The 23,496-nt window shown below is 72.1% G+C and carries 19 protein-coding genes and 1 pseudogene; 12 read left to right on the top strand and 8 right to left on the bottom strand.

Features of this window, described 5'->3' with window-relative positions; genetic code table 11:
* Positions 1–139: 139 nt before the first annotated feature.
* A pseudogene (locus tag KCH_RS47200) lies at positions 140–949 on the bottom strand (D-alanyl-D-alanine carboxypeptidase family protein); the annotation flags it as partial.
* A 145-nt stretch (positions 950–1,094) separates the two neighbouring features.
* On the opposite strand from KCH_RS47200, the gene KCH_RS14990 reads away from it, so the two are divergent.
* The 4 genes from KCH_RS14990 to KCH_RS14975 all read left to right on the top strand — a co-directional run bounded on the left by KCH_RS14990 (position 1,095) and on the right by KCH_RS14975 (position 4,589).
* The gene (locus tag KCH_RS14990) at positions 1,095–1,352 is read left to right on the top strand and encodes an SCO4848 family membrane protein (protein WP_035863382.1); all 258 of its coding nucleotides are present in this window, start codon (positions 1,095–1,097) and stop codon (positions 1,350–1,352) included.
* Positions 1,353–1,463: 111 nt separating this feature from the next.
* Entirely contained in the window at positions 1,464–3,068 is a 1,605-nt protein-coding gene (locus tag KCH_RS14985) for a hypothetical protein (protein WP_035863379.1), read from the top strand.
* 175 nt (positions 3,069–3,243) lie between these two features.
* Entirely contained in the window at positions 3,244–3,783 is a 540-nt protein-coding gene (locus KCH_RS14980; protein ID WP_035863376.1) for a hypothetical protein, read from the top strand.
* Positions 3,750–4,589, top strand: a complete 840-nt coding sequence (locus tag KCH_RS14975) for a hypothetical protein (RefSeq protein ID WP_035863374.1) — start codon at positions 3,750–3,752, stop codon at positions 4,587–4,589. The genes KCH_RS14980 and KCH_RS14975 overlap by 34 nt, the downstream gene beginning before the upstream one ends.
* A 60-nt stretch (positions 4,590–4,649) precedes the next feature.
* Here the strand turns inward: KCH_RS14975 and KCH_RS14970 are convergent, their stop codons facing one another.
* From KCH_RS14970 to KCH_RS14945, 6 genes are all read right to left on the bottom strand, one after another.
* The gene (locus KCH_RS14970) at positions 4,650–5,423 is read right to left on the bottom strand and encodes a succinate dehydrogenase iron-sulfur subunit (protein ID WP_035863372.1); all 774 of its coding nucleotides are present in this window, start codon (positions 5,421–5,423) and stop codon (positions 4,650–4,652) included.
* On the bottom strand, positions 5,423–7,165 hold the full coding sequence (gene sdhA, locus KCH_RS14965) for a succinate dehydrogenase flavoprotein subunit (protein ID WP_035863370.1): 1,743 nt from the start codon (positions 7,163–7,165) through the stop codon (positions 5,423–5,425). The genes KCH_RS14970 and sdhA overlap by 1 nt, the downstream gene beginning before the upstream one ends.
* A 25-nt stretch (positions 7,166–7,190) precedes the next feature.
* A complete protein-coding gene (gene sdhD / locus KCH_RS14960; protein WP_035863367.1) occupies positions 7,191–7,679 on the bottom strand; it encodes a succinate dehydrogenase, hydrophobic membrane anchor protein in 489 nt (162 codons plus the stop codon).
* A 6-nt stretch (positions 7,680–7,685) separates the two neighbouring features.
* A complete protein-coding gene (sdhC, locus tag KCH_RS14955) occupies positions 7,686–8,066 on the bottom strand; it encodes a succinate dehydrogenase, cytochrome b556 subunit (protein ID WP_035863365.1) in 381 nt (126 codons plus the stop codon).
* A gap of 298 nt (positions 8,067–8,364) precedes the next feature.
* Positions 8,365–8,895, bottom strand: a complete 531-nt coding sequence (locus KCH_RS14950; protein ID WP_425268903.1) for a 2-oxo-4-hydroxy-4-carboxy-5-ureidoimidazoline decarboxylase — start codon at positions 8,893–8,895, stop codon at positions 8,365–8,367.
* Between the two features lie 221 nt (positions 8,896–9,116).
* Positions 9,117–9,860: an SDR family oxidoreductase gene (locus KCH_RS14945; protein ID WP_035863364.1), complete on the bottom strand. Its 744-nt coding sequence runs from the start codon at positions 9,858–9,860 to the stop codon at positions 9,117–9,119.
* Positions 9,861–10,046: 186 nt separating this feature from the next.
* Between KCH_RS14945 and KCH_RS14940 the strand changes: the two genes are divergently transcribed.
* Positions 10,047–11,636: an acyl-CoA mutase large subunit family protein gene (locus tag KCH_RS14940; protein WP_035863362.1), complete on the top strand. Its 1,590-nt coding sequence runs from the start codon at positions 10,047–10,049 to the stop codon at positions 11,634–11,636.
* Between the two features lie 72 nt (positions 11,637–11,708).
* Here the strand turns inward: KCH_RS14940 and KCH_RS44475 are convergent, their stop codons facing one another.
* Positions 11,709–13,604 carry a S53 family peptidase gene (locus KCH_RS44475; RefSeq protein WP_279635940.1) on the bottom strand — a complete coding sequence of 632 codons (1,896 nt, stop codon included), beginning with the start codon at positions 13,602–13,604 and terminating at the stop codon, positions 11,709–11,711.
* A gap of 604 nt (positions 13,605–14,208) precedes the next feature.
* Here KCH_RS44475 and KCH_RS14930 point away from each other — a divergent pair.
* From KCH_RS14930 to KCH_RS14900, 7 genes are all read left to right on the top strand, one after another.
* The gene (locus tag KCH_RS14930) at positions 14,209–15,408 is read left to right on the top strand and encodes an amidohydrolase (RefSeq protein WP_084224205.1); all 1,200 of its coding nucleotides are present in this window, start codon (positions 14,209–14,211) and stop codon (positions 15,406–15,408) included.
* Between the two features lie 92 nt (positions 15,409–15,500).
* Positions 15,501–17,348, top strand: a complete 1,848-nt coding sequence (locus KCH_RS14925; protein WP_035863360.1) for a glycosyl hydrolase family 28-related protein — start codon at positions 15,501–15,503, stop codon at positions 17,346–17,348.
* A 276-nt stretch (positions 17,349–17,624) separates the two neighbouring features.
* Positions 17,625–18,683, top strand: coding sequence for a BMP family lipoprotein (locus tag KCH_RS14920; RefSeq protein WP_035863356.1), 1,059 nt, complete (start codon positions 17,625–17,627; stop codon positions 18,681–18,683).
* A 388-nt stretch (positions 18,684–19,071) separates the two neighbouring features.
* Positions 19,072–20,601: an ABC transporter ATP-binding protein gene (locus KCH_RS14915; protein ID WP_425268902.1), complete on the top strand. Its 1,530-nt coding sequence runs from the start codon at positions 19,072–19,074 to the stop codon at positions 20,599–20,601.
* A 4-nt stretch (positions 20,602–20,605) separates the two neighbouring features.
* The gene (locus tag KCH_RS14910; protein ID WP_051653092.1) at positions 20,606–21,772 is read left to right on the top strand and encodes an ABC transporter permease; all 1,167 of its coding nucleotides are present in this window, start codon (positions 20,606–20,608) and stop codon (positions 21,770–21,772) included.
* A complete protein-coding gene (locus KCH_RS43335) occupies positions 21,769–23,034 on the top strand; it encodes an ABC transporter permease (RefSeq protein WP_035863354.1) in 1,266 nt (421 codons plus the stop codon). Before KCH_RS14910 ends, KCH_RS43335 begins: the two co-directional genes overlap by 4 nt.
* Positions 23,031–23,417 (top strand): cytidine deaminase, encoded by a 387-nt coding sequence (locus KCH_RS14900; RefSeq protein WP_035863352.1) that lies wholly within the window; start codon positions 23,031–23,033, stop codon positions 23,415–23,417. The genes KCH_RS43335 and KCH_RS14900 overlap by 4 nt, the downstream gene beginning before the upstream one ends.
* Positions 23,418–23,496: the final 79 nt, after the last annotated feature.

Raw genomic sequence — 23,496 nt, 5'->3', positions numbered from 1 at the left:
AGGTGACCTTGCCGACCGCGGCGAAGCCCCAGTCGAGCAGCGAGGCCGCCTCGTCGTACACGGTCGGGCTGCTCGTCGGGTGCATCACCGTCACCAGCAGGGTGTGGCCGTCGCGTTCGGCCGCGCCGGTGTAGGTCGCGCCCGCGTTGGTGGTGTAGCCGTTCTTCACGCCGATCAGCCCCGGGTACTTGCCGAGCAGCCGGTCGGTGTTGGCGATGCCGAAGCTGCCGCGCTGCCCGGTCTTCTTGTCCACCGCGCCGGGGAACTGCGCCGACCGGGTCGCGCAGTAGCCGCGGAACTCCGGCATCCGCAGGCCGGCCCGGGCGAACAGCGTCAGGTCGTACGCCGAGGTGACCTGCCCGTCCATGTCGTAGCCGTCCGGGGTGACCACGTGGGTGTCGCGGGCCTGCAGCTGCTCCGCGCGGGCCTGCATCTCGGCGACGGTCTTCGCCACCCCGCCGTTCATGTGCGCGAGCACGTGCACCGCGTCGTTGCCGGAGGACAGGAACACCCCGCGCCACAGGTCCTCGACCTTGTAGTCGAGGTCCTCCTTGATGCCGACCAGGCTGCTGCCCGCGCCCATCCCCTGGAGTTCCGCCCAGGTGACCCGGTGCACCTCGTCGGCCGGGAACCGGGGCAGCACGGTGTCCGCGAACAGCATCTTCAGGGTGGACGCGGGCGGCAGCTGCGCGTGCGCGTTGAACGACGCCAGCACCTCGCCGGTGGTCGCGTCCGCCACCACCCAGGACTTGCCGGTCAGGCTGCCCGGCAGCGGCGGGGCGCCCGGGCCCGGCGCGACCTGCACGCCCGCCGCGCCCAGCCGGTCGCCGCCCACCACGACGGGCGGCGGGGCGTCACCGGTCGCGGCGTTCGCGGTCACCGGGCCCGTCGCGAGCAGCACCAGGGCGGCAGCGGACGAACCGTGGACGATCCGGCGGATTATCTGCATTCCGGGAAACTAACCCGCCCCCGCCGCCCGACCGCCGCCCAAGCGTCGGAGCCACCGCCCGACGCCACGAACGAGTACCGCCGGATGCTCCGAATGGCGGGCGCGCATACTGGACGGGCCACCCGTCTGCCGCGAAGGACCCGTCATGAAGCTCAGCCGCCCGGTCTCCTGGTTCCTCACCGCCTTCGGCGCCTGGTCGATCATGATCTGGACCACCTTCGCGAAGAACCTCTGGAAGGACTCCGGCGGCCAGGCCTTCGTCAACGGCGACCACTCCCAGCCGACCGCCTTCTTCTGGGTCCACCTGCTGCTCGCCGTCACCTCCCTGCTGCTCGGCCTCGGCATCGGCTGGATCGGCGTCCGCGGCCTGCGCGCGCTGCGCCGCGAGGCCGCCGCCCAGTAGCCGCCGGGCTTGCCGAGATTTTGCTTGCGGGCAGGTCACATGGGGTGTCAGGATGCGCGGCCGGGCAGGTGACCGACCTGCCCGGGCAACGCTTCCTGGGGGGAACACCCGATGTCCCGCGCCACCTCTCCGCGGCTGCTCGCCGCCTGCGCCACCGCGGCCCTCGCCGCCGGCCTGTTCGCCGCGCCCGCCGCGCAGGCCGTGCCCGGCCACGCCGTCACCGGCCCGACCGTCCGGTCGACGCCCGCCCTCACCGGTGACGGCTGCGACGCCACCGGCACGCCCGGCTGGCTGACCACCGCCTCCCCGGTCCTCACCGCGCACACCACCGCGCCCTCCGCCCGCTTCAAGGTGTGGGACGCCGCCGGCGCCAAGGTGTTCGACGGCACCGCCGCCACCGCCGCCGACGGCACCGTCCAGGTCACCGTCCCCGGCCTCGCCGACGGCGCCGGCTACACCTGGCAGGTCTGGCCGGACTTCCGGCCCGGCTCCGGCGCGCCCACCGAGACCTGCCGCTTCGGCGTCGACACCGCCGCCCCGACCGCCCTCACCGTGGCCTCCGCGGACTTCCCGGAGACCGGCGGCGGCAAGTACGCCGGCCAGAAGGGCGTCTTCACCTTCTCCGCCGCGGACGCGGCCTCCGGCGTGGCCTGCTTCCGCTACGTGCTGGACAACACCCCGGGCGTGGGCGGCTGCGCCCCCGGCCAGGGCGTGGTCGCGGCCGCGGCCGACGGCACCGCGAGCGTCACCCTCAAGCCCGCCGAGTGGGGCAGCCACACGCTCACCGTGCAGGCGGTCGACCAGGCGGGCAACGCCGCCCAGCCGGTCTCCTACACCTTCTACGCCCCGTCGAACCCGAACCCGCCGAAGGCCCTCGGCGACGTCGACAACGACGGCGTCCCCGACATCCTGCTGCCCGACTCGCAGGGCAACCTGCTGGTGATCGGCGGCGACGCCGGCAGCACCGCCCCGACCACCGTCGTCCCGGCCGCCCAGGCGCCGATCGGCGGCAGCTGGAGCGGCCTCCAGGTCGTCCACAAGGGCTGGAGCGGCGGCGGCGCGCCCGCCGACACCGTCTACGTCCGCGACGCCGCCCCCGGCAACTCCGGCTACCTGTACCAGTACGTCAATCAGGGCGCGCTGCCGCTCGGCACCCGCTCGCCGTCGCTGATCGGCCACGCCACCTCCTGCGTCGACACCGCCAAGCTCGCGGTCGCCTGCCCGGCCGACCACAGCACCGGCTACCAGGACGTCCAGCAGCTGGTCGCGTTCGGCTCCGTGGAGACCGCCAACCCGAACGGCATCACCCTGCTGGACGTCGAGCAGGGCAACCTGTGGCTGCAGCGCGACCCGTCGCGGTTCGGCAAGTCCACCCAGCTGACCAGCACCGGCCTGTGGAACGGCTACGACCTGATCGCCCCCGGCCCCGACGCCAACGGCAACCTCGCGCTGTGGGCCCGCGAGCAGTCCACCGGCACCCTGCGCTCCTACGCCGTGCCGAAGCTCGCCAACGGCGGCTTCGACTTCTCGGCGCTCGCGGACCCGGCGACCGGCACCGTCATCGGCAGCTTCCCGGTGGCCGGATACCCGACCCTGGGCAGCTCCGGCGACCTCGACGGGGACGGGCAGGCCGACCTGTACGCCGTCACCGCCGACCGGCACCTGGTGACCTTCGAAGGCGTCGCGAACCCGAAGGACCTGGGCGCGCTGGCCTGATCCGACGTCAGGGGCCCGCTCCGGCCACGGCCGGGGCGGGCCTTTGGAATGTCCGCGTCCGGGCCTCTGGAGGTGGCCGAATCCGGCTGCTAGCCTGCCCGGCACGACTTCCGGGCGGATGGCGGCGAGGGGCCGGTGGCCGGGCCGGGGAGCAGGGGATGTGGGAGGCTCCGCGATGAGCACCAGCACCACCCTCGGCGACACCCGCCCCGAGTGGGCGCAGCGCCAGGAACGGGAACGGCGGCACCGGCGCGCCAAGTCCCGGCTGCGGCTGCCGTTCGCGGTGGCCGCGGCCTGCCAGGCCGTCCTGCTGCTCTGGTGGGCCGCCGGGTACCCGGCGTTCACCGGCGGCGGGCCGACCGGCGCACCGCTGTACGACGCCGCCGTGCGCGCCCTGCACCCGGGCGGGGTGACGCTGGCCCAGACCGCGGCGGTGGCGTTCGCGCTCGGGCACCTGGTGGCCGCGCTGGCCCGGTTCGGGGTGCGCGGCCGCTGGTCGGGCCCGGTCGCGCTGGCGCTGGCCGCGCTGCCGCCGACCGGCAGCCTGGTGGTCTCGCTCAGCCCCGAAGTGCCGTTCACCGCAGGCGCGTTGCTGCTGACCGCGGCCGGGCTGCGGCTGCTCGCCCGGCGCGCCGGGGGACGCTGCACCGGGGCGGCCCGGCGCAGCGGCTGGACCTGGCGGTGCTGTTCGCGGCCGTCGTGCTGCTCGCCCTGACCGGCGCCCGCGGCGCGGGCACCGCGCTGATCGCCGCCCTGGTCCTGCTGGCGGCGCTGCCCCGGGTGCGGGTCCGGCTCGCGCTGCTCACCGCGCTGGCGCTGGCCGTGCCGATCGCGTTGGCGCTGCTCGGCCACCCGGCGGCCCGCACCGGCGACCTGCACACCCTGCGCGCCGCCGACCTGGCGCTCGCCCAGCACCGCGACCCGTCCCGCCCGCCGGCGGTGCTGACGGCCGTCGCCCCGGCCGCCGCCTGGGACGCGGCCGGCGCGGACTGCTCGGCGACGTCCGCCCTCACCGACCGCTGGGACGCCGCGGCCGCCCGCCGCGAGCAGGACGGACTCGCCACCGCCTGGCGGCAGTTGCTGCGCGACCACCCGGACCGGGTGCTGGACGCCCGGCTCTGCCGCGGCCGCCTCGCCTGGTCGGTGTGGGCGGCCACCGGCGGCCCGCACGCCGGCACCGAGGTGCCCGAGCCCGCCGCGTCCTCGCACGGCCTGTTGCGGCCGCTGCACGCCGCCGCCGCGTGGAGCCGCACCCTGCTGCGCGCCCCGCAGCTGGACTGGCTGCTGTGGCGCGGCGCCCTGTGGGCGTACCTGGGCCTGGCGGCGGCCCTGCTGTACGCCTGGCGGCACCGGTTGCCCGCGCTCGTCCCGGTGGCCGGCGCGGCCGTCCTCGGCACCCAGCTGGCGCTCACCGCCGCCGCGGCCGGGCAGGACTACCGGACGATGGCCGCGGCGCTGTTCCTCGGCCCGCTGCTGCTCACCCTGGCCACCGTCAGGAACGGCCGGGGACCCGCCTCCTGAAGAACGGCGGAGGGCCCGCCCGGAGCGAACTCCGGACGGGCCCTGCGAGCAGTCCGAGGACTAGAAGCGACGCGTGACGAGCGCGCGCTTCACCTCCTGGATCGCCTTGGTGACCTCGATGCCGCGCGGGCAGGCCTCCGAGCAGTTGAAGGTGGTGCGGCAACGCCACACGCCCTCACGGTCGTTGAGGACCTCCAGGCGCTGCTCGGCGCCCTCGTCGCGGGAGTCGAAGATGAAGCGGTGCGCGTTGACGATCGCCGCCGGGCCGAAGTACTGGCCGTCGTTCCAGAACACCGGGCACGAGGAGGTGCAGGCGGCGCACAGGATGCACTTGGTGGTGTCGTCGAAGCGCTCGCGGTCGGCCTGCGACTGCAGGCGCTCGCGGGTCGGCTCGTTCCCCGAGGTGATCAGGAACGGCATGACGTCCTTGTACGCCTGGAAGAACGGGTCCATGTCCACGATCAGGTCCTTGAGGACCGCGAGGCCCTTGATGGCCTCGATCGTGATCGGCTTCTCCGGGTTGACGTCCTTGATCAGGGTCTTGCACGCCAGCCGGTTGCGGCCGTTGATCCGCATGGCGTCCGAACCGCAGATGCCGTGCGCGCAGGAGCGGCGGTACGTGAGCGTGCCGTCCTGCTCCCACTTGATCTTGTTGAGCGCGTCCAGGACGCGCTCCTTCGGGTCCATCTCCAGCTGGTAGTCCACCCACACCGGGTCCGGGTGCTCCTCCGGGTTGAACCGGCGGATCCGGAAGGTGACGCTGATCAGCTGGACGCTGCCCGCCTCGGCCGCGTCCAGCGCGGCCGAGTGCGTCTCGACGGTCGGAGTGGACATCAGTACTTACGCTCCATCGGCTGGTAGCGGGTCTGCACGACCGGCTTGTAGTCGAGGCGGATGGAGGTGGAGCCGTCCTCGGCCACCTCGCGGTACGCCATGGTGTGCTGCATGAACTTCACGTCGTCGCGGGTCGGGAAGTCCTCGCGGTAGTGACCGCCGCGGGACTCCTCGCGGGCCAGCGCCGAGACGACCAGGACCTCGGCCAGGTCGAGCAGGTTGCCCAGCTCGATGGCCTCCAGCAGGTCGGTGTTGTAGCGCGAGCCCTTGTCCTGGATCGACACGTTCTTGAAGCGCTCCTTGAGCGCCGTGACGTCCTCGACGGCCTGCTGCAGCGTCTTGCCGGTGCGGTAGACGGACACGTTGGTGTCCATCGACTCCTGCAGCTCCTTGCGGATCTGCGCGACGGACTCGGTGCCGGTGGACTCCCGCAGGCCCTCCACCATGGCCTCGACCAGCGCGCCCGGGTTCGCCGGCAGCTCGACGAAGTCGTTCTTCTCGGCGTACTCGGCGGCGGCGATGCCCGCCCGGCGGCCGAACACGTTGATGTCCAGCAGCGAGTTGGTGCCCAGGCGGTTGGCGCCGTGCACCGACACGCACGCGACCTCGCCCGCGGCGTACAGGCCCGGGACGATGTCGGTGTTGTTCGACAGGACCTCACCCTCGACGTTGGTCGGGATGCCGCCCATCGCGTAGTGCGCGGTGGGCTGGATCGGGATCGGGTCCGTGTAGGGCTCGATGCCGAGGTAGGTGCGCGCGAACTCGGTGATGTCCGGCAGCTTGGCGTCCAGCTGCTCCGGCGGGAGGTGCGTCAGGTCCAGGTAGACGTGGTCGCCGTCGGGGCCGCAGCCGCGGCCGGCCCGGATCTCCGAGTAGATCGCGCGGGAGCACACGTCACGGGACGCGAGGTCCTTCATGACGGGGGCGTAGCGCTCCATGAAGCGCTCGCCGTCCTTGTTGCGCAGGATGCCGCCCTCGCCGCGGGCGCCCTCGGTGAGCAGGATGCCCATCCGCCAGATGCCCGTCGGGTGGAACTGGAAGAACTCCATGTCCTCCAGCGGCAGGCCCCGGCGCAGCGCCACGGCCTGGCCGTCACCGGTCAGGGTGTGCGCGTTCGAGGTGACCTTGAACATCTTGCCGGTGCCGCCGGAGGCGAACACCACGGCCTTGGCCTGGAAGACGTGGATCTCGCCGGTGGCGAGCTCGTAGGCCACCACGCCGGCGGTCTTGCCCTCGTTGATCAGCAGGTCGAGGACGTAGAACTCGTTGAAGAACTCCACACCGTGCTTGACGCAGTTCTGGAACAGCGTCTGCAGGATCATGTGGCCGGTGCGGTCCGCGGCGTAGCAGGACCGGCGGACCGGGGCCTCGCCGTGGTTGCGGGAGTGGCCGCCGAAGCGGCGCTGGTCGATCCGGCCCTGGTCGGTGCGGGAGAAGGGCAGGCCCATCTTCTCCAGGTCGAGGACCGCGTCGATGGCCTCCTTGCACATGATCTCGGCGGCGTCCTGGTCGACCAGGTAGTCACCGCCCTTGACCGTGTCGAAGGTGTGCCACTCCCAGTTGTCCTCCTCGACGTTGGCGAGCGCGGCACACATGCCGCCCTGCGCCGCGCCGGTGTGGGACCGGGTCGGGTAGAGCTTGGTCAGGACCGCGGTGCGGCTGCGCTGGGTCGACTCGATGGCCGCGCGCATGCCGGCGCCGCCGGCGCCGACGATGACGGTGTCGTACTGGTGAATCTGCATGGGGTCAGTCGCCTCTGGTGGCTCGTCAGATGTTCGGGTCGAAGGTGAAGATCACCAGGGTGCCGAGGACCACCGTGAAGACGGTCGCGACAGCCAGCAGGCCCTTCAGCCACAGACGAGTGGCGTCCTTCTCCGCGTAGTCGTTGATGACGGTGCGCATGCCGTTGGAGCCGTGCAGCATCGCCAGCCACAGCATCAGCAGGTCCCAGATCTGCCAGAACGGGGAGGCCCAGCGGCCCGCCACGAAGGCGAAGCTGATCTTGGAGACGCCGCCGTCCAGCATCAGGTTGATCAGCAGGTGGCCGAGGACCAGCACCACCAGGACGACACCCGACAGGCGCATGAACAGCCAGGCGAGCATCTCGAAGTTGGTGCGGGTGCGGCGCGGGGTCTTCTTCGTGCGGGCCCGGGCGGGCTCCACCACGAAGGCGTCGGCCGGGTTGCCGGTGCCCAGGCCCTGGCCCGTGTGGGCCTGCAGGGAGGGGACCACCAGGTCCTTGGTCTCAGCGGACATGCGGGATCAGCCCCCGAACCAGGTGCGAAGGGTGTGCTGCAGAACGGGGTAGAAGGCGCCGCCCATCAGGACGATCCAGATGCCGACCACGGTCCACAGCATCTGCTTCTGGTACTTCGGGCCCTTGGCCCAGAAGTCCACGGCGACGACCCGGAGGCCGTTCAGGGCGTGGAACAGGATGGCGGCCACCAGGCCGTACTCCATCAGGTTCACCAGCCACATCTTGTACGTGGCGATCACCGAGTCGTACGCCTCGGGCGACACCCGCACCAGGGCGGTGTCCAGGACATGTGCGAACAGGAAGAAGAAGATCAGGACGCCGGTGACTCGGTGAGCCACCCAGCTCCACATGCCTTCCCGGCCGCGGTACAGCGTTCCAGCCGGCACGGAAAACCCTCCGGAAGCGGTTTGGGGGCTCGGCCGGCTTTCTGTCGGTCAGCCCGGCCGGATACGGTCCACCGGCCGCGAGCATCCTATCGACGCGCCGTCCCCCGCCGCCGTCGGGGGCCCCTGGTGTGATCAAACAGGCACGCACGGCCTAATCGGAACGGGAACTCCGACGCTCCGTGACCGCGCGTGCGCGCCCCGTGTGCACCGAACGGGTGGCCGGGGCCCCGGCGCCGGCGCGTTCACTCCGAGGAATGAAGCGGCGCCGCGCGGCGGGCCGCGAAGAGCCGACGCGGGGTCAGCTTTTCACGGCCACCAGGTGCTCCAGCCGGGACAGCGCTATCCGCCGCAGCTCCTCGGCCGAGATCAGGCGCTCCTCGTCCGGGTCGTTGGCCAGCCGGGTGCGGATCGAGGTCAGCACCGCGTCCAGCATCTCCTCCGGGTCCACCCCTTCCAGGCAGACCACGAAGACGTGGCCGAACCGCGCCTCGTACGCGGCGTGCGCGGCCCGCAGCGCGGTGTGCGCCGCCTGGCTGCCGGGGGCGCGCATGCCGAGCAGCGGCTGCGGCATCCAGCTCTCGTCCGCCAGCGCCTCGGCGAGGTCCGCCGGGCGGAGGTCGTAGCTGGCCTCGCTGGCGGCCGCGAGCAGCGACGGGATGTCGGGGTACGGGCGGTGGGCGGTCAGGCGCAGCGCCCAGCGGTGGCTGCCGCAGCACGCGAGCAGCGCCTCCTCGACGGCGCCGGAGTCGGCTTCGTTGAACCGGTGGAGTCCCAGCAGGGACGGGTCCGTCCGCGCGTCCAGGCGCTGCGGCGGGATGTCGCTGGCCAGCGGATCCTCCTCGTGAGGGCGGGAAGGGGGGATGCTGCAGAGACAGGGGAAGCGTGCGGTGGCGCCGCCGCGCGGGGCCGTTGCGGCTCGGCGGGGCAGCGCCTCCACGGTAGTTGAGGGTTCATCAGTTGGGGAGGCGGCGGGCCGATTTCATCCGTTCGAGCTATCAAGTTGTGACCCGCCGCCGTTCGCGTTCCCGACCGCTCCCCGTGGGCCGCGGTTCAACCGGCCCGGTGCACCTTGTGGTTGGCGGCCTGCGCGCGCGGCCGGACCACCAGCAGGTCGATGTTCACGTGCGGCGGGCGGGTCACCGCCCAGGAGATGGTGTCGGCGACGTCCTCCGAGGTCAGCGGCTCGGCGACGCCCGCGTACACCGCCTCCGCCTTCTCCCGGTCGCCGCGGAACCTGGTCAGCGCGAAGCCCTCGGACTTCACCATGCCCGGCGCGATCTCGATCACCCGCAGCGGCTCGCCCACGAGTTCGAGGCGTAGGGTCTGCGCCACCGAGTGGACGGCGTGCTTGGCCGCCACGTAGCCGCCGCCGCCCTCGTACGCGGCCAGCGCCGCCGTCGAGGACACGATCAGCACGGTGCCGTCCCCGGTGGCGCGCAGCGCGGGCAGCAGCGCCTGGGTCAGGTGCAGCACGCCGAGCACGTTGACCTCGTACATGGTGCGCCAGTCCGCCGGGTCGCCGGCCTCGACGCTGTCCGCGCCGATCGCGCCGCCCGCGTTGTTCACCAGCACGTCCACCCGGCCGACCTCGGCGGCGAACGCGTCCACCGCGGCCCGGTCGGTCACGTCCAGGGTGAACGCGCGGGCGCCGAGCTCCTTCGCCAGCGCCTCGATCCGCTCGGTGCGGCGGGCGGTCAGCACCACCCGGAAGCCGTCCGCGGCCAGCCGCCGGGCGGTCGCCGCCCCGATGCCGCTGCTGGCGCCGGTGACCACGGCCACCTTCTGCTCGCTCATGTCCCACTCCTCGTGTGTTCGGCCCGGTGTTCGGTGCAGCGATCATCCCAAGGAGCGGCCGGGCGGTGTTGTGAGCAAGCTCCCAGCCGTGGCATCTGTCTGGCCGTGAGGGGCACGACTACATTGCGTATCCAGCCGAGCCGTTGATCGGCGCTAACCCTTCACCATCTTCCGCGGAGGACCCCCATGGCAGCCGAGCCCCGCCGCACCGAGTCGGGCCTGCCGATCGAGCCGGTGTACGGCCCCGAGACCCTGGCCGGCTTCGACGCCGCGAGCCGCCTCGGCACCCCCGGCCAGTACCCCTTCACCCGCGGCGTGTACCCGACCATGTACACCGGCAAGCCGTGGACGATGCGCCAGTACGCAGGCTTCGGCACCGCCGCCGAGTCCAACGCCCGCTACAAGCAGCTCATCGCGAACGGCACCATGGGCCTGTCGGTGGCCTTCGACCTGCCCACCCAGATGGGATACGACTCGGACGCCGCGATCTCGCACGGCGAGGTCGGCAAGGTCGGCGTCGCCGTCGACAGCGTCGAGGACATGAGCGTCCTGTTCGGCGGCATCCCGCTGGGCGAGGTCTCCACCTCGATGACCATCAACGCGCCCGGCTCGCTGCTGCTGCTGCTCTACCAGCTGGTCGGCGAGGCCCAGGGCGTGCCGAGCGGCAGGCTCACCGGCACCATCCAGAACGACGTGCTCAAGGAGTACATCGCCCGCGGCACGTACATCTTCCCGCCGAAGCCCTCGCTGCGGCTGATCGCCGACGTGTTCCAGTACTGCCGGGCCGAGATCCCCAAGTGGAACACCATCTCCATCTCCGGCTACCACATGGCCGAGGCCGGGGCGAACCCCGCGCAGGAGATCGCCTTCACCCTCGCCAACGGCATCGAGTACGTGCGGACCGCGGTCGCCGCCGGCATGGACGTCGACGACTTCGCGCCGCGGCTGTCCTTCTTCTTCGTCTCCCGCACCACGCTGCTGGAGGAGGTCGCCAAGTTCCGTGCCGCGCGCCGGATCTGGGCCCGCGTCATGAAGGAGGAGTTCGGCGCGAAGAACCCCAAGTCGCAGATGCTGCGCTTCCACACCCAGACCGCCGGCGTCCAGCTGACCGCCCAGCAGCCCGAGGTCAACCTGGTCCGGGTCTCGGTGCAGGCGCTCGCCGCCGTCCTCGGCGGGACGCAGTCGCTGCACACCAACTCCTTCGACGAGGCGATCGCCCTCCCGACCGAGAAGTCCGCCCGGCTCGCGCTGCGGACCCAGCAGGTGCTGGCCTTCGAGACCGACATCACCGCCACCGTCGACCCGTTCGCCGGCTCCTACGTCGTCGAGGCGATGACGGACGAACTCGAGGCCGCCGCGCTGGAGTTGATGGCCAAGGTGGAGGACATGGGCGGCGCGGTCGCCGCGATCGAGCAGGGCTACCAGAAGAGCGAGATCGAGCGCACCGCCTACCGGATCCAGCAGGAGCAGGACTCCGGCGCGCGGACCGTGGTCGGCGTCAACCGCTTCCAGCTCGCCGAGGAGGAGCCCTACGAGCCGCTGCGGGTCGACCCGGCGATCGAGGCCCAGCAGGCCGAGCGGCTCCGGCGGCTGCGCGCCGACCGGGACTCCTCGGCGGTGGACCGGGCGCTCACCTCGCTGCGCAAGGCCGCCGAGGGCAGCGACAACGTGCTGTACCCGATGAAGGAGGCGCTGGCCGCCCGGGCCACCGTCGGCGAGGTCTGCGACGCGCTGCGCGGCGTCTGGGGGACGTACACCCCGGTGGACCGGTTCTGACGCCGCGCGGGTCGCGGAACGCCGACGAGGGGTGCGGGGAGATCCCCGCACCCCTCGACTGCTCGGCGGTGCTTACTTCTTGAGCGCGAAGGACTTGAAGAAGCCCTTGCCCGGGGAGCCCAGGCCGGTGGCGGTGTCGTAGCCGCTGGAGGCCGACAGGCCGTAGTCGGCGCCGATCTTGTACAGCCGGACGCGCAGGGTGCCGTTGACGACGCCCAGGTCGACGACGTTGCCGCGCTTGGTCTTGACGGCGTTGTCGTCCACGTCGTGGAAGGCGTTGGTGGAGGCCCGGTCGTACAGCGCCGGGTTGGCGAAGCCGAGGGCGCGGCCGCCGCGGGTCTCGATCGCGTTGGCGAACATCGCCGCGGTCTCCGGGGCGGACACCGAGGTGCCGCCGTAGCCGCCCTCGCTGTAGGCGCCGCCGGAGGTGTAGCCGACCAGGGTGGCGGCGACCAGGTCACCGCTCATCGCGATGTCCGGGGTGGCGCGCAGCGGGGTCTTGGACTTGGTGCCGTCGGCAGCGGTCTTGCTGATGCTGTCCGGCACGACGCCCTGCTGGTACCACGGCTGGGCGAAGTCCTTGGAGACACCGCCGCCGCCGCCGAAGTAGAAGTTGCCCGGCATCGGGCTCCAGGACTTCTGGTCGGCGGAGAGCACCGAGCGGCGGTCGCCCATGGAGACCTCGTGGGCGTACTTGCCGTCCTTGTCGCCCAGTTCGAGGGCGGTGCCGCCGACCGAGGTGACCCACGGGGAGGCGGACGGCCAGTCGGCCTGCGCCTGGTTGGTGTCGGCCTGGCAGTTGACGCCGGTGGCGGCCGCGCCCGGGGAGCTGTCGCCGCAGTCGCCGGAGGAGAAGGTGAAGCCGATGCCGGTGACGGCGCCCAGCTGGAAGATCTGGTTGTCGGCGGCCACCACGGCGGGGTCGATGTCGCCGCTGGTGCCGTGCATGATCTCGCCCCACGAGTTGGAGACGACATCGGCGAGGTGCTCGTCCACGACCTTGGCCATGGCGTCGTACAGGTCCTCGTCGTAGCAGGAGTTGCCGCCGACGTAGACGACGTTGGCGTCCGGCGCGAGGCCGTGCACCATCTCGACGTCGAGCGCCTCCTCGCCGGCCCAGCCGTCGGCGCCGCCGCACTCCGCCTCGTGGGTCCACTTGTCCGGGGTGACGTACTCGGTGTACTGGCCCGGCTTGAACGGCTGGTCGCCGTGCAGGGTGGAGAAGTGGTTGGCGTCCTGCTCCATGGTGGACAGGCCGTAGGCGTCGATGATGGCGACGCGGGCGCCCTTGCCGCCGACCTTGGCGTCGGTGACGCCGTAGGCCTTGCGGAGCTGGGACGGCACGTAGGAGCAGGGGGCGAACGGCTCGTTCTTCTCGTAGCCCTCGGGAGCGCCCTTGGCGATCTTCGAACCGTAGCCGTCCTCGGAGCAGGTCGGGACGGTCGGCAGGGTCGCCGGGTCCTTCTTGTCCGGGCCGGCCAGCTTGGCGTTCGCGCTCTTCTCGGCCTCGCGGACCGAGGTGGCGGACGAGCTGTTCTTGTGGATCGCGTCGGCCAGGCCGGAGACGGCCAGCACGGCGCCGGACACCGAGGCCGGGACCTTCGCGTCGGCGGTCGGCGCCCGGTGGGTGCCGTCCGCGGTGCGGTAGTTGTGGAAGCCGGTGCCGAACGCCTTGGACATCGCGGCGGTGGAGCCGGAGACCTGCACGTAGTGGGCGTTGCCGGCCGAGACCGTGAGGCCCGCGCCGGACACCCAGTCGGTGACGGCCTTGACCTGCTCCGGGGTCGCGCCGAACTTCGCCTGGACCTGAGTGGACGTCAGGTACTGGCCGTAGGCGGACGAGTGGGGGTCGGAGACGGCCTGGGCGAGGGCGGCGAGGCCACTCGCGTCGCGTCCGGCCAGGTAGATCCGCGCGGTCGCCGGGGCGGCGGCGTCGGCCGCGCCCGCGTCGGCCTGCGGGTGGCCCAGTCCGGGTGGGTGCCCGGCAGGGCGCGGGCGGTGTCGCCCACGGGGGTGGCGGCGGAGGCCGGAACGGCCGCGCCGAGGGTGGTGAGGATCAGTGCGGCCGCGACGGTGGCCGGAGCGATGCTCTTGGCGAGCCGATTGCGCGATATGGGCACGTCGGTCCCCCCTTCTCGGTTCGATGGAGCGTCAGCAGCCCCTCGTGAGGGCGTGACGAGGCGCGCCGCAGGCGGTTGGCAGCCCACCGCGGCACCGGAGTTGACTGTGCGGAAGCTGTCTATTCGGACTGCTGTGCGTCACTCAAGAGCGCGCCCGAAAGCTTTACCGCGCCATGACTCGATCGGGGGGAAAGGTTGGGCCGGGGCGGGCCGGGGGCGCCGGGCGGGGCGATCGCCGTGTCCGGCGGCCGGTGCAGGTCGTTGCACACGAAGGAGCCCGAACACAGGGGCGGGCCGAATCGACGAGTCATACCCACCCTGGGGGCCGGTATGCATCCAAACGGTGAGAACTTCGCCGGAAGGCAGGCCAAAACCCCACCACCGGCCTACTCTTGTCAAGCGTGAACGATCCTCAGCCGGCAGCCGCCGCCACCGTCACCGCCGTCCGCCCCCTGCCCGGCCTCCGCGCCCGAGTGGCGGCCCACCAGGCCGAGCTGGTCGACCTGCGACGTGACCTCCACCGGCACCCGGAGCTCGGCCGCCAGGAGTTCCGCACCACCCGGCTGCTCCGCGAGCGACTGCTGGCCGCCGGGCTGGAACCGCGGGTGCTCCCGGGCGGCACCGGCCTGCTGGTCGACCTGGTGCCGCCGGGCACCGCCCCCGGCACCCCGCTGCTGGCGTTCCGCGCCGACATCGACGCGCTGCCGATCGACGACGCCAAGAAGGACGTCCCGTACCGCTCCACGCTGCCCGGCCGGGCGCACGCCTGCGGGCACGACGTGCACACCGCGGTGGTGCTCGGCACCGGCCTGGTGCTGGCCGAGGCGCTGGCCGCGGGGGAGCTGACCCGTCCGGTCCGGCTGATCTTCCAGCCCGCCGAGGAGATGATGCCGGGCGGCGCGCTGGACGTGATCGCGGCCGGCGGGATGGAAGGCGTCGGCCGGATCTTCGCGGTGCACTGCGACCCCAAGGTGCAGGTCGGCCGGATCGGCCTGAAGACCGGGGCGATCACCTCGGCCTGCGACAAGGTGATGATCAGCGTGGACGGCCCGGGCGGGCACACCGCCCGCCCGCACCTGACCACCGACCTGGTCACCGCGGTCGCCAAGCTCGCCGCCGAGGCGCCCGCCGGGCTGGCCCGGCGGATGGACCCGCGCTGGGGCGTGTCGCTGGTGTGGGGGCGGATCGCGGCCGGCTCCGCGCCGAACGTGATCCCGCAGCACGCCGAACTGGAGGGCACCGTCCGCTGCCTGGAGCTGGCGGGCTGGCGGCAGGCCCCGGAGGTGCTGGAGGACCTGGTCGCGCTCCTCGCCGAGACGCACCGCGCCAAGTGGACGCTGGACTACCACCGCGGCGTCCCGCCGGTGGTCAACGAGGCCGACTCCATCGACCAGTTGGAGACCGCGATGAACGCCCGGTTCGCCGACGGCCGCGGCCCGGTGGTCGAGCCGACCGAGCAGAGCCTGGGCGGCGAGGACTTCTCCTGGTACCTGGAGCACGCCCCCGGCGCGCTCGCCCGCCTCGGCGTCCGCGGCCCCGACGAGAAGGGCGTCCGCGACCTCCACCAGGGCGACTTCGACGCGGACGAGCGGGCCATCGGCATCGGCGTCGAACTGTTCGCCTCGCTGGCCCTGGAGCACGCCCGGACCTGATCCGGCGTCAGCCGTCGGGCGCCCTTCCCCGGGCGGTCGTTCCGTGGTCGAATCGGCCGCGCAAACGATCACCAGGGAGGGGACCCGAAACCGTGCACAGCACCCGCCGCAGACTCCTGTTCGCCGCCGGGGCCGCCGGCGCCACCGCCGCCGCCGGCCTGGCCGCGGCACCCGGCGCGGCCGCCGCCGACCCGGCCGCGCCGCCCGTCGACTGGTTCAACGTCAAGCAGTACGGCGCCCTCGGCGACGGCAACACCGACGACTGGAACGCCATCACCGCGGCGATCGCCGCCTGCCCGCCCGGCGGCGTCGTGTACTTCCCGGCCGGGCAGTACGTGGTCGGCAAGACCGTCGCCGTGCCCGGCCACATCACGCTGGCCGGCACGCTCGGCAGCCGCTGGTGGGGCTACCTGCCGAAGAACGCCAGTGGCGGACCGGTGCCGCCGGTGTTCATCAAGCCCAAGTGGGGCGCCTTCACCGGCTCCACGCTGATCCGGCTGGACGGCAACGGCGCCCGGCTGCGGAACCTGGTGCTCAGCTCGGCCCGCACCACCGACAACGGGACCAACGGCGGCACCGTTGACGGCCTGACCGCCAAGGGCCAGATCAAGGCCGTCCGGCTGGACAACGTCGGCATCTTCAACTTCCACGGCTACGCGGTGCACACCGACTCCACCGCGGACGGCTTCCCCGGGGGCTGGGAGGTCTCGCACGTCTCCCTGGAGGCCAACAAGTTCGGCGGCTGGCGCTCCGAGAACAGCGGCGGGGCGGCGTTCGCCTTCGCCGACTCCATGCTGGACTCCTGCGAGGCCGCGGCCAACGGCGGCGACGGCTGGTCCTTCGCCGGCATCGGCGCCACCGGTTTCACCGGCGTCCGGGCCACCTGGAACGACGGCAACGGCTTCCACGTCACCGGCAAGTGCGGGACGGTCGGCTTCACCGAGTGCCAGACCGACCGCAACCGCCTCAACGGCTGGCTGGTCGAGAGCCCGCAGAACGACCCGACCCACTCGCCCGCGCCGCACGTCATCACCCTGACCGGCTGCCAGGCCAGCCGCGACGGCCGCAACGACAACGCCAACCCGGGCGGCTACGCGGGCTTCCGGATCACCGCCCCGGCCGGCGGCACCCCCGCCCTCCCGGTCGCGCTGACCGGCTGCGCCACCCACGTCTCCGGCGACGACGCGCCCGGCGGGCTGCTCGCCCCCGACTACGGCGTGTACGCCGACCGGGCGCTGCGGGTGCTGCTCACCGGCTGCGTGCTCACCGGCACGGTGGCGAGCGTCCGCGACGACGCGGGCGCGGTGGTCGACACCGGCACCACCATGCACAACCGGACCACGAGCGCGGGCGTCAGCTACAACGTGCCGTCGCCCGCGATCACCCCGGTCGGCAACGCGCCGCAGCCCGCCGACTCGGGCTTCGGCACCTGGTCCTTCGACCCGGCCGCGGCGACCGACCTGAGCAGCCGGCTGAGCTCGGGCAACGTCTACCTGGTGCGGGTGGAGACGCACCAGCCGGTCACCGTCTCGGCGGTCTCGGTGCTGCTGGCGGGGACCGGCAGCGGGTTCGGCGCCGGCAACCAGGCCGGCGTGTACGACCGCACCGGCAAGCTGCTGGCCCGCACCGCCGCGGACCAGGCCTCCGCGTGGTCGACCGGGGTGAACGCGCTGTGCCGGATGCCGCTGACCGGGCCGGTCACCCTCGGCCCCGGCTTCCACTGGGTGGCGCTGCTGGCCAACGGCTCCAACCCGCCGTCCTTCGCCCGGGGTTCGACGTTCCCCAACCCGGGCGCGTTCCTGAACGCCGGGCTCACGCCGGCCACCTACCGGGTGGCCTCGCTGCCCGGTTCGGCCGGCTCGCTGCCGGCCTCCTTCGACCCGGCGCAGAACCGGAACGACGATGGCACGGTGCAGATGTTCTGGGTCGGGCTGAGCTGATTCCGGCGCTTCCCCGCCCGCTCCGGAGCCGCGCCGAGGGGTCGGCGCGGCTCCTTCTCGGGGCCGGGCGGGGAGGCGTACCGTGGTGGACCGATACCAGCCAGTAGCGGAACGGGAGTTGAACAAGTGTGCGGCTATGTCCGGATTTGCCCGGGCGTACGACCACATTTTGATAACAACACCCAGGCCCGTGCAGGCCGTAACACAACCGTGTTCTACGCGCGTTACGGTGGCGCTCGACCACGCCAACCGGGTGTGTGAGAAGGAGAAACTCCCTTGCGCCGTTCACTCAAGCTCGCCGCGGCCGTGCTCTCGGGTTCCCTGGGCATCGCCTCGCTCGCCGCCTGCGGCGCAAAGAGCACCGACAACAACACCGCCTCCGCCGGCGGCGGCTCCGGTCTCAAGGTCGGCATGGCCTACGACATCGGCGGCCGCGGTGACCAGTCCTTCAACGACTCGGCCGCGCGTGGTCTGGACAAGGCCAAGTCCGACCTGGGCGCCGTCATCAACGAGGCCGAGGCCAAGTCCGGCGAGTCGGAGGGCGACAAGGAGCAGCGCCTGAAGTCCCTGGTCACCAGCGGCTTCAACCCGGTCATCGCGGTCGGCTTCGTCTACCAGGACGCGGTCAACAAGGTCGCCAAGGACAACCCGAACGTCAAGTTCGCGATCATCGACTCCAACTCGCCCGACCAGCCGTCCAACGTGACCTCGCTGACCTTCTCGGAGGAGCAGGGCTCGTTCCTGGCGGGCGTGGCCGCGGCCAACAAGTCGAAGACCAAGCACATCGGCTTCATCGGCGGCGTGCAGTCCGAGCTGATCAAGAAGTTCGAGGCCGGCTACACCGCGGGCGCCAAGTCCGTCGACCCGAGCATCGCGGTCGAGGTCACCTACCTGACCACCCCGCCGGACTTCACCGGCTTCGCCGACCCGGGCAAGGGCAAGCAGGCCGCGCAGGGCCAGCTCGACAAGGGCGCGGACGTCATCTACTCCGCCGCCGGCTCCTCCGGCAGCGGCGCCATCGAGGCCGTCGCCACCGCCCAGGGCACCAAGTGGGCCATCGGCGTCGACTCCGACCAGGCCAAGCAGCCGGCCCTCGACAAGTACAAGGACCACATCCTCACCTCGATGGTGAAGAACGTGGACACCGCCGTGTTCTCCTTCGTCAAGTCGGTCAAGGACGGCAACGTGCAGTCCGGCGTCAAGAACTTCGACCTGAAGGACGGCGGCGTCTCGCTGGCCACCACCGGTGGCTACATCGACGACATCAAGGCCAAGATCGACGCCGCCACCCAGCAGATCACCAGCGGCGCCACCAAGGTTCCGACCGCTCCGTAAGGGCTGACGCCCTGCAACGGCGCCGCCCGCCCACGGGGCGGCGCGTGGTCTGACACATCGCACGGAAGGGGCTCGGACGGATGCGCCCAGCGCATCCACCGGGCCCCTGCCCGTCTCCGCACCGGTCGTCCCGGTGCCCGTCCGGCGGCCGCCACCCCGGGCCCCCGAGCCTCCAGCCGACCCCCTGAGCCTCCAGCGCGACGAAGCGCCCGACGACCAGCAGGAGATCGCCATCACCCCCTCCGACTCCGCCTCTCCCGGCGGCACCCCCAGCGCGGGGACGGCGACACCGGCCGTCGAACTGCGCGGCATCACCAAGCGCTTCCCCGGCGTGGTGGCCAACCACGACATCGACATCACCGTGCAGCGCGGCACCGTGCACGCCCTGATGGGCGAGAACGGCGCCGGCAAGTCCACCCTGATGAAGATCCTCTACGGGATGCAGAAGCCGGACGAGGGCACCATCGCCATCGACGGCGAGCAGGTGGAGTTCTCCACCCCCGGCGACGCGATCGCCCGCGGCATCGGCATGGTGCACCAGCACTTCATGCTGGCGGACAACCTCACCGTCTGGGAGAACATCGTCCTCGGCGGCGAGAAGCTGTACGGCATCGGCGCGAAGGCCAAGGCCCGGATCCGCGAGCTCTCCGACCAGTACGGCCTGGACATCCGGCCGGACGAGCTGGTCGAGGACCTCGGCGTCGCCGACCGGCAGCGGGTCGAGATCCTCAAGGTGCTGTACCGCGGCGCCCGGATCCTGATCCTCGACGAGCCGACCGCGGTGCTGGTCCCGCAGGAGGTCGACGCGCTGTTCGACAACCTGCGCGAGCTCAAGGCCGAGGGCGTCACCGTCATCTTCATCTCGCACAAGCTGCACGAGGTGCTCTCGGTCGCCGACGCGATCAGCGTGATCCGCCGCGGCACCACGGTCGGCGACGCCGATCCGCGCACCGTGACGGCCCGTCAGCTCGCCGAGCTGATGGTCGGCGCCGAACTGCCCTCCCCGGAGAGCCGCGAGTCCACCGTCACCGACGTGGAGATGCTCAAGGTCGAGGGCCTGCGGATCGCCAAGCCGGACGCCGAGGGAGTCGAGCGCGTGGTGCTGGACGACATCTCGCTGCGCATCCGCAAGGGCGAGATCCTCGGCATCGCCGGCGTCGAGGGCAACGGCCAGGCCGAACTGGTCGAGGCGATCATGGGCATGCTGCCGCTGGACGCCGGCACCGTCACGCTGGACGGCGCCGACCTCACCGGCGCCCTGACCCGGACCCGCCGGGAGGCCGGCATCGGCTACATCCCGGAGGACCGGCACCGGCACGGCCTGCTGCTGGAGGCCCCGCTCTGGGAGAACCGGATCCTCGGCCACGTCACCGAGCGGCCCAACTCCAAGGGGCTGCTGCTCGACCCGGCCGGCGCCCGCGCCGACACCCAGCGGATCGTCGAGCAGTACGACGTCCGCACCCCCGGCATCGAGGTCACCGCGGCGTCGCTGTCCGGCGGCAACCAGCAGAAGCTGATCATCGGCCGCGAGATGAGCCACGACCCGAAGCTGCTGATCGCCGCCCACCCGACCCGCGGCGTGGACGTCGGCGCGCAGGCGCAGATCTGGGAGCAGATCCGCTCCGCGCAGCGCGAGGGCCTCGCGGTGCTGCTGATCTCCGCCGACCTCGACGAGCTGATCGGCCTGTCCGACACCATCCGGGTGATCTACCGCGGCGCGCTGGTCGCCGACGCCGACCCGGCCACCGTCACCGCCGAGGACCTCGGCACCGCGATGACCGGCGCCGCGACCGGTCACATCGCCTCCGACCCGGAGGCCGTCGCCGCCGCCCAGGCGCTCGCCGCCGAAGGCACCGAGGCGGCGTCCGACCGGGGACCGTCCACCGACACCGCCGACGACGAGCAGGCGGGGGAGTAGCCACATGACCAGTCCCAACCCCCCGGCTGCGGAAGCGGCCAAGCGGCCGCTCTCGCAGCGGATCGACCTGGAGCGGATCGGGCTCGCCCTGGCCGCTCCCGTGCTGGCCGTGCTGCTGTCGGTGATCATCGCCGGCACGCTGCTCGCGGTCTCCGGCCGCGACCCGTTCGACGCGTTCACCATCATGTGGAACTACGGCACCGCCTCGGACGGCCAGGTCGCCGTCCTGAACAAGGCGACCGTCTACTACCTGGCCGCGGCCGCCGCCGCGTTCGGGTTCCGGATGAACCTGTTCAACATCGGCATCGAGGGCCAGTACAAGCTGGCCATGATGTTCGCCGCGTTCGTCGGCACCCAGATCGACCTGCCGGCCTTCCTGCAGATCCCGCTGCTGCTGATCGTCGCGATGTTCGTCGGCGGCCTGTGGGCGTCGATCGCCGGCCTGCTGAAGGTCTACCGGGGCGTCAGCGAGGTCATCTCGACCATCATGCTGAACGCCATCGCCACCGCCGTGATCGGCGTGCTGCTGGTGCCGGGCATCCTGGCCCCGAAGACCAGCGGCACCACCAACTCGATCCAGACCGCGAAGATCTCCGAGTCCAGCCACTTCTTCTCGTTCGAGACGCAGGGCGGCACCCTGTGGGGCTTCATCGTGATCGCGGTGCTGGTCGGCGTGGTCTTCCAGTTCACCCTGAACCGCACCCGGTTCGGCTTCGACCTGCGCGCCACCGGCCGCTCGGAGTCCGCCGCCAAGGCGTCCGGCGTGAACGTCAAGCGCATGGTGATCACCTCGATCGTGGTCTCCGGCGCGCTGGCCGGCCTGGTCGGCCTGCCCGAACTGATGCAGAACACCCCGTACTTCGGCCAGAACGTGCAGACCGGCCTCGGCTTCGTCGGCATCTCGGTGGCCCTGCTCGGCCGCAACACCCCGATCGGCATCGCGTTCTCCGCGCTGCTGTTCGCCTTCCTGGACGCCTCCGGCGCCCAGCTGCCCACCCGGGGCGACTACCCGTCCGAGATCATCCCGGTGATCCAGGGCACCATCGTCATCTGCGTCGTCGTGGCCTACGAACTGGTGCGCCGCTTCGGCCTCAAGCGCCAGCAGCAGAAGGTCGGCGCCGAGCTCGCCGCGCAGGCTGCCGCGGCCGCCCAGAAGGAGGTGGCGGCATGAGCACCGCTGTCGCCAAGCCGAAGTCGCCGGCCCAGCCCGCGAAGAAGAAGTCCAAGCTGACCTGGCCGGTGGTGCTGCTGCTGATCGCGGCCGCCCTGCTGCTGTTCGCCGTGGTCGGCGCGATCACCGGCAACCACGGCCTGACCTCCTCCGGCCAGATCTCCGCCGCGCTGTCCTCCGCCGTGCCGATCGCGATGGCCGGCCTCGGCGGCCTGTGGTCCGAGCGCGCCGGCGTGGTCAACATCGGCCTCGAAGGCATGATGGTGGCCGGCACGTTCTGCGGCGCCTGGGGCGGCTTCCTGGTCAACCCGTGGGTGGGCCTGCTGGCCGGCATGGTCGGCGGCGCGCTCGGCGGTCTGCTGCACGCGCTGATCACCGTCACCTTCGGCGTCGACCACATCGTGTCCGGCGTCGGCATCAACCTGCTGATCCCCGGCATCTGCGCGTACATGAACCGGATCTACTACAAGGACTACGTGGCGGACGGCGCCGGTGCGAACCAGTCGCCGCCGGCCGACTCGCTGCCCTCGTTCACCGTCCCCGGCTTGTCGAGCTGGCTGGACGGCGTCGAGAAGCACCACTGGTTCCTGGTCTCCGACGTGGCCGGCATCGTCCGCGGCGTGGTCACCGACCTGTCGGTGGTCACCCTGATCGCCGCCGCGTTCCTGGTCGCCAGCTACTTCGTGCTCTGGCGCACCGTGTTCGGCCTGCGGCTGCGCTCCTGCGGCGAGAACCCGACCGCCGCCGAGTCGCTGGGCGTCAACGTCTACAAGTACAAGTACCTCGCGGTGATCAGCTCCGGCGCCTTCGCCGGTCTCGGCGGCGCGTACCTGTCGCTGGTCGCGGCGCACTTCTACCGGGACGGCCAGACCCAGGGCCGCGGCTTCATCGGCCTGGCCGCGATGATCTTCGGCAACTGGATGCCGGGCGGCCTGGCCGCCGGCGCGGGCCTGTTCGGCTTCACCGACAGCCTCCAGCTGCGCGACGCCGACTCGGTGCACGTGCTGCTGCTGGTGGTCGCCATCGCGATGACGGCGCTCGCGCTGTGGCACTTCTACCGCCGCCGCTTCGTGGCCGGCGCGATCAGCCTGGTGGTGGCCGGCGGCGTCGCCCTCTGGTACGCCACCACGGACGCCGTCCAGCGCCCGCTGATCGTCGCCACCCCGTACGTGATCACCCTGGTGGTGCTCGCGCTCGCCGCGCAGCGGCTGCGAATGCCCAAGGCCGACGGCCAGATCTACCGCAAGGGACAGGCCAAGTGACCGAGGTGGACTGGGAGGCGCTGCGGACCGCGGCCCGCGAGGCGATGCGCCACGCGTACGCGCCCTACAGCAAGTACCCCGTCGGGGCGGCCGCGCTGGTCGACGACGGCCGCACGGTGACCGGTTGCAACGTGGAGAACGCCTCCTACGGCCTCGGCCTGTGCGCCGAGTGCGGCCTGGTCTCCGCGTTGCACGCCACCGGCGGCGGCCGGCTGACGGCGTTCACCTGCGTGGACGGCGCCGGCGAGCTGCTGATGCCGTGCGGGCGCTGCCGCCAGCTGCTGTTCGAGCACGGCGGGCCGGACCTGCTGGTCGAACTGCCGTCCGGGGTGCGGCCGATGAGCGAGGTCCTGCCGGACGCGTTCGGGCCGGACAAGCTGTAGACCGGCCGGGTTTCCCTGGCTGATTGCGTTGTTACGCGCGTAGAGTGTCGCGGGAGGACATCCCGCGGCACTCTTCGCA

Origin of the sequence: Kitasatospora cheerisanensis KCTC 2395 (genome assembly GCF_000696185.1) — a bacterium.
GTDB lineage: Bacteria > Actinomycetota > Actinomycetes > Streptomycetales > Streptomycetaceae > Kitasatospora > Kitasatospora cheerisanensis.
Note: the sequence above shows the minus strand (reverse complement) of the source record. Positions and strands in the feature narration are given on the sequence as shown.

Bases quoted from the DNA above. Each gene is read 5' to 3' on its own strand.
- KCH_RS14990 (WP_035863382.1), top strand. From the start codon at position 1,095: ATGAAGCTCAGCCGCCCGGTCTCCTGGTTCCTCACCGCCTTCGGCGCC.
- KCH_RS14985 (WP_035863379.1), top strand. From the start codon at position 1,464: ATGTCCCGCGCCACCTCTCCGCGGCTGCTCGCCGCCTGCGCCACCGCG.
- KCH_RS14980 (WP_035863376.1), top strand. From the start codon at position 3,244: ATGAGCACCAGCACCACCCTCGGCGACACCCGCCCCGAGTGGGCGCAG.
- KCH_RS14970 (WP_035863372.1), bottom strand. From the start codon at position 5,423: ATGTCCACTCCGACCGTCGAGACGCACTCGGCCGCGCTGGACGCGGCC.
- sdhA (WP_035863370.1), bottom strand. From the start codon at position 7,165: ATGCAGATTCACCAGTACGACACCGTCATCGTCGGCGCCGGCGGCGCC.
- sdhD (WP_035863367.1), bottom strand. From the start codon at position 7,679: ATGTCCGCTGAGACCAAGGACCTGGTGGTCCCCTCCCTGCAGGCCCAC.
- KCH_RS14945 (WP_035863364.1), bottom strand. From the start codon at position 9,860: ATGAGCGAGCAGAAGGTGGCCGTGGTCACCGGCGCCAGCAGCGGCATC.
- KCH_RS14940 (WP_035863362.1), top strand. From the start codon at position 10,047: ATGGCAGCCGAGCCCCGCCGCACCGAGTCGGGCCTGCCGATCGAGCCG.
- KCH_RS14915 (WP_425268902.1), top strand. From the start codon at position 19,072: ATGGGCGAGAACGGCGCCGGCAAGTCCACCCTGATGAAGATCCTCTAC.
- KCH_RS14910 (WP_051653092.1), top strand. From the start codon at position 20,606: ATGACCAGTCCCAACCCCCCGGCTGCGGAAGCGGCCAAGCGGCCGCTC.
- KCH_RS43335 (WP_035863354.1), top strand. From the start codon at position 21,769: ATGAGCACCGCTGTCGCCAAGCCGAAGTCGCCGGCCCAGCCCGCGAAG.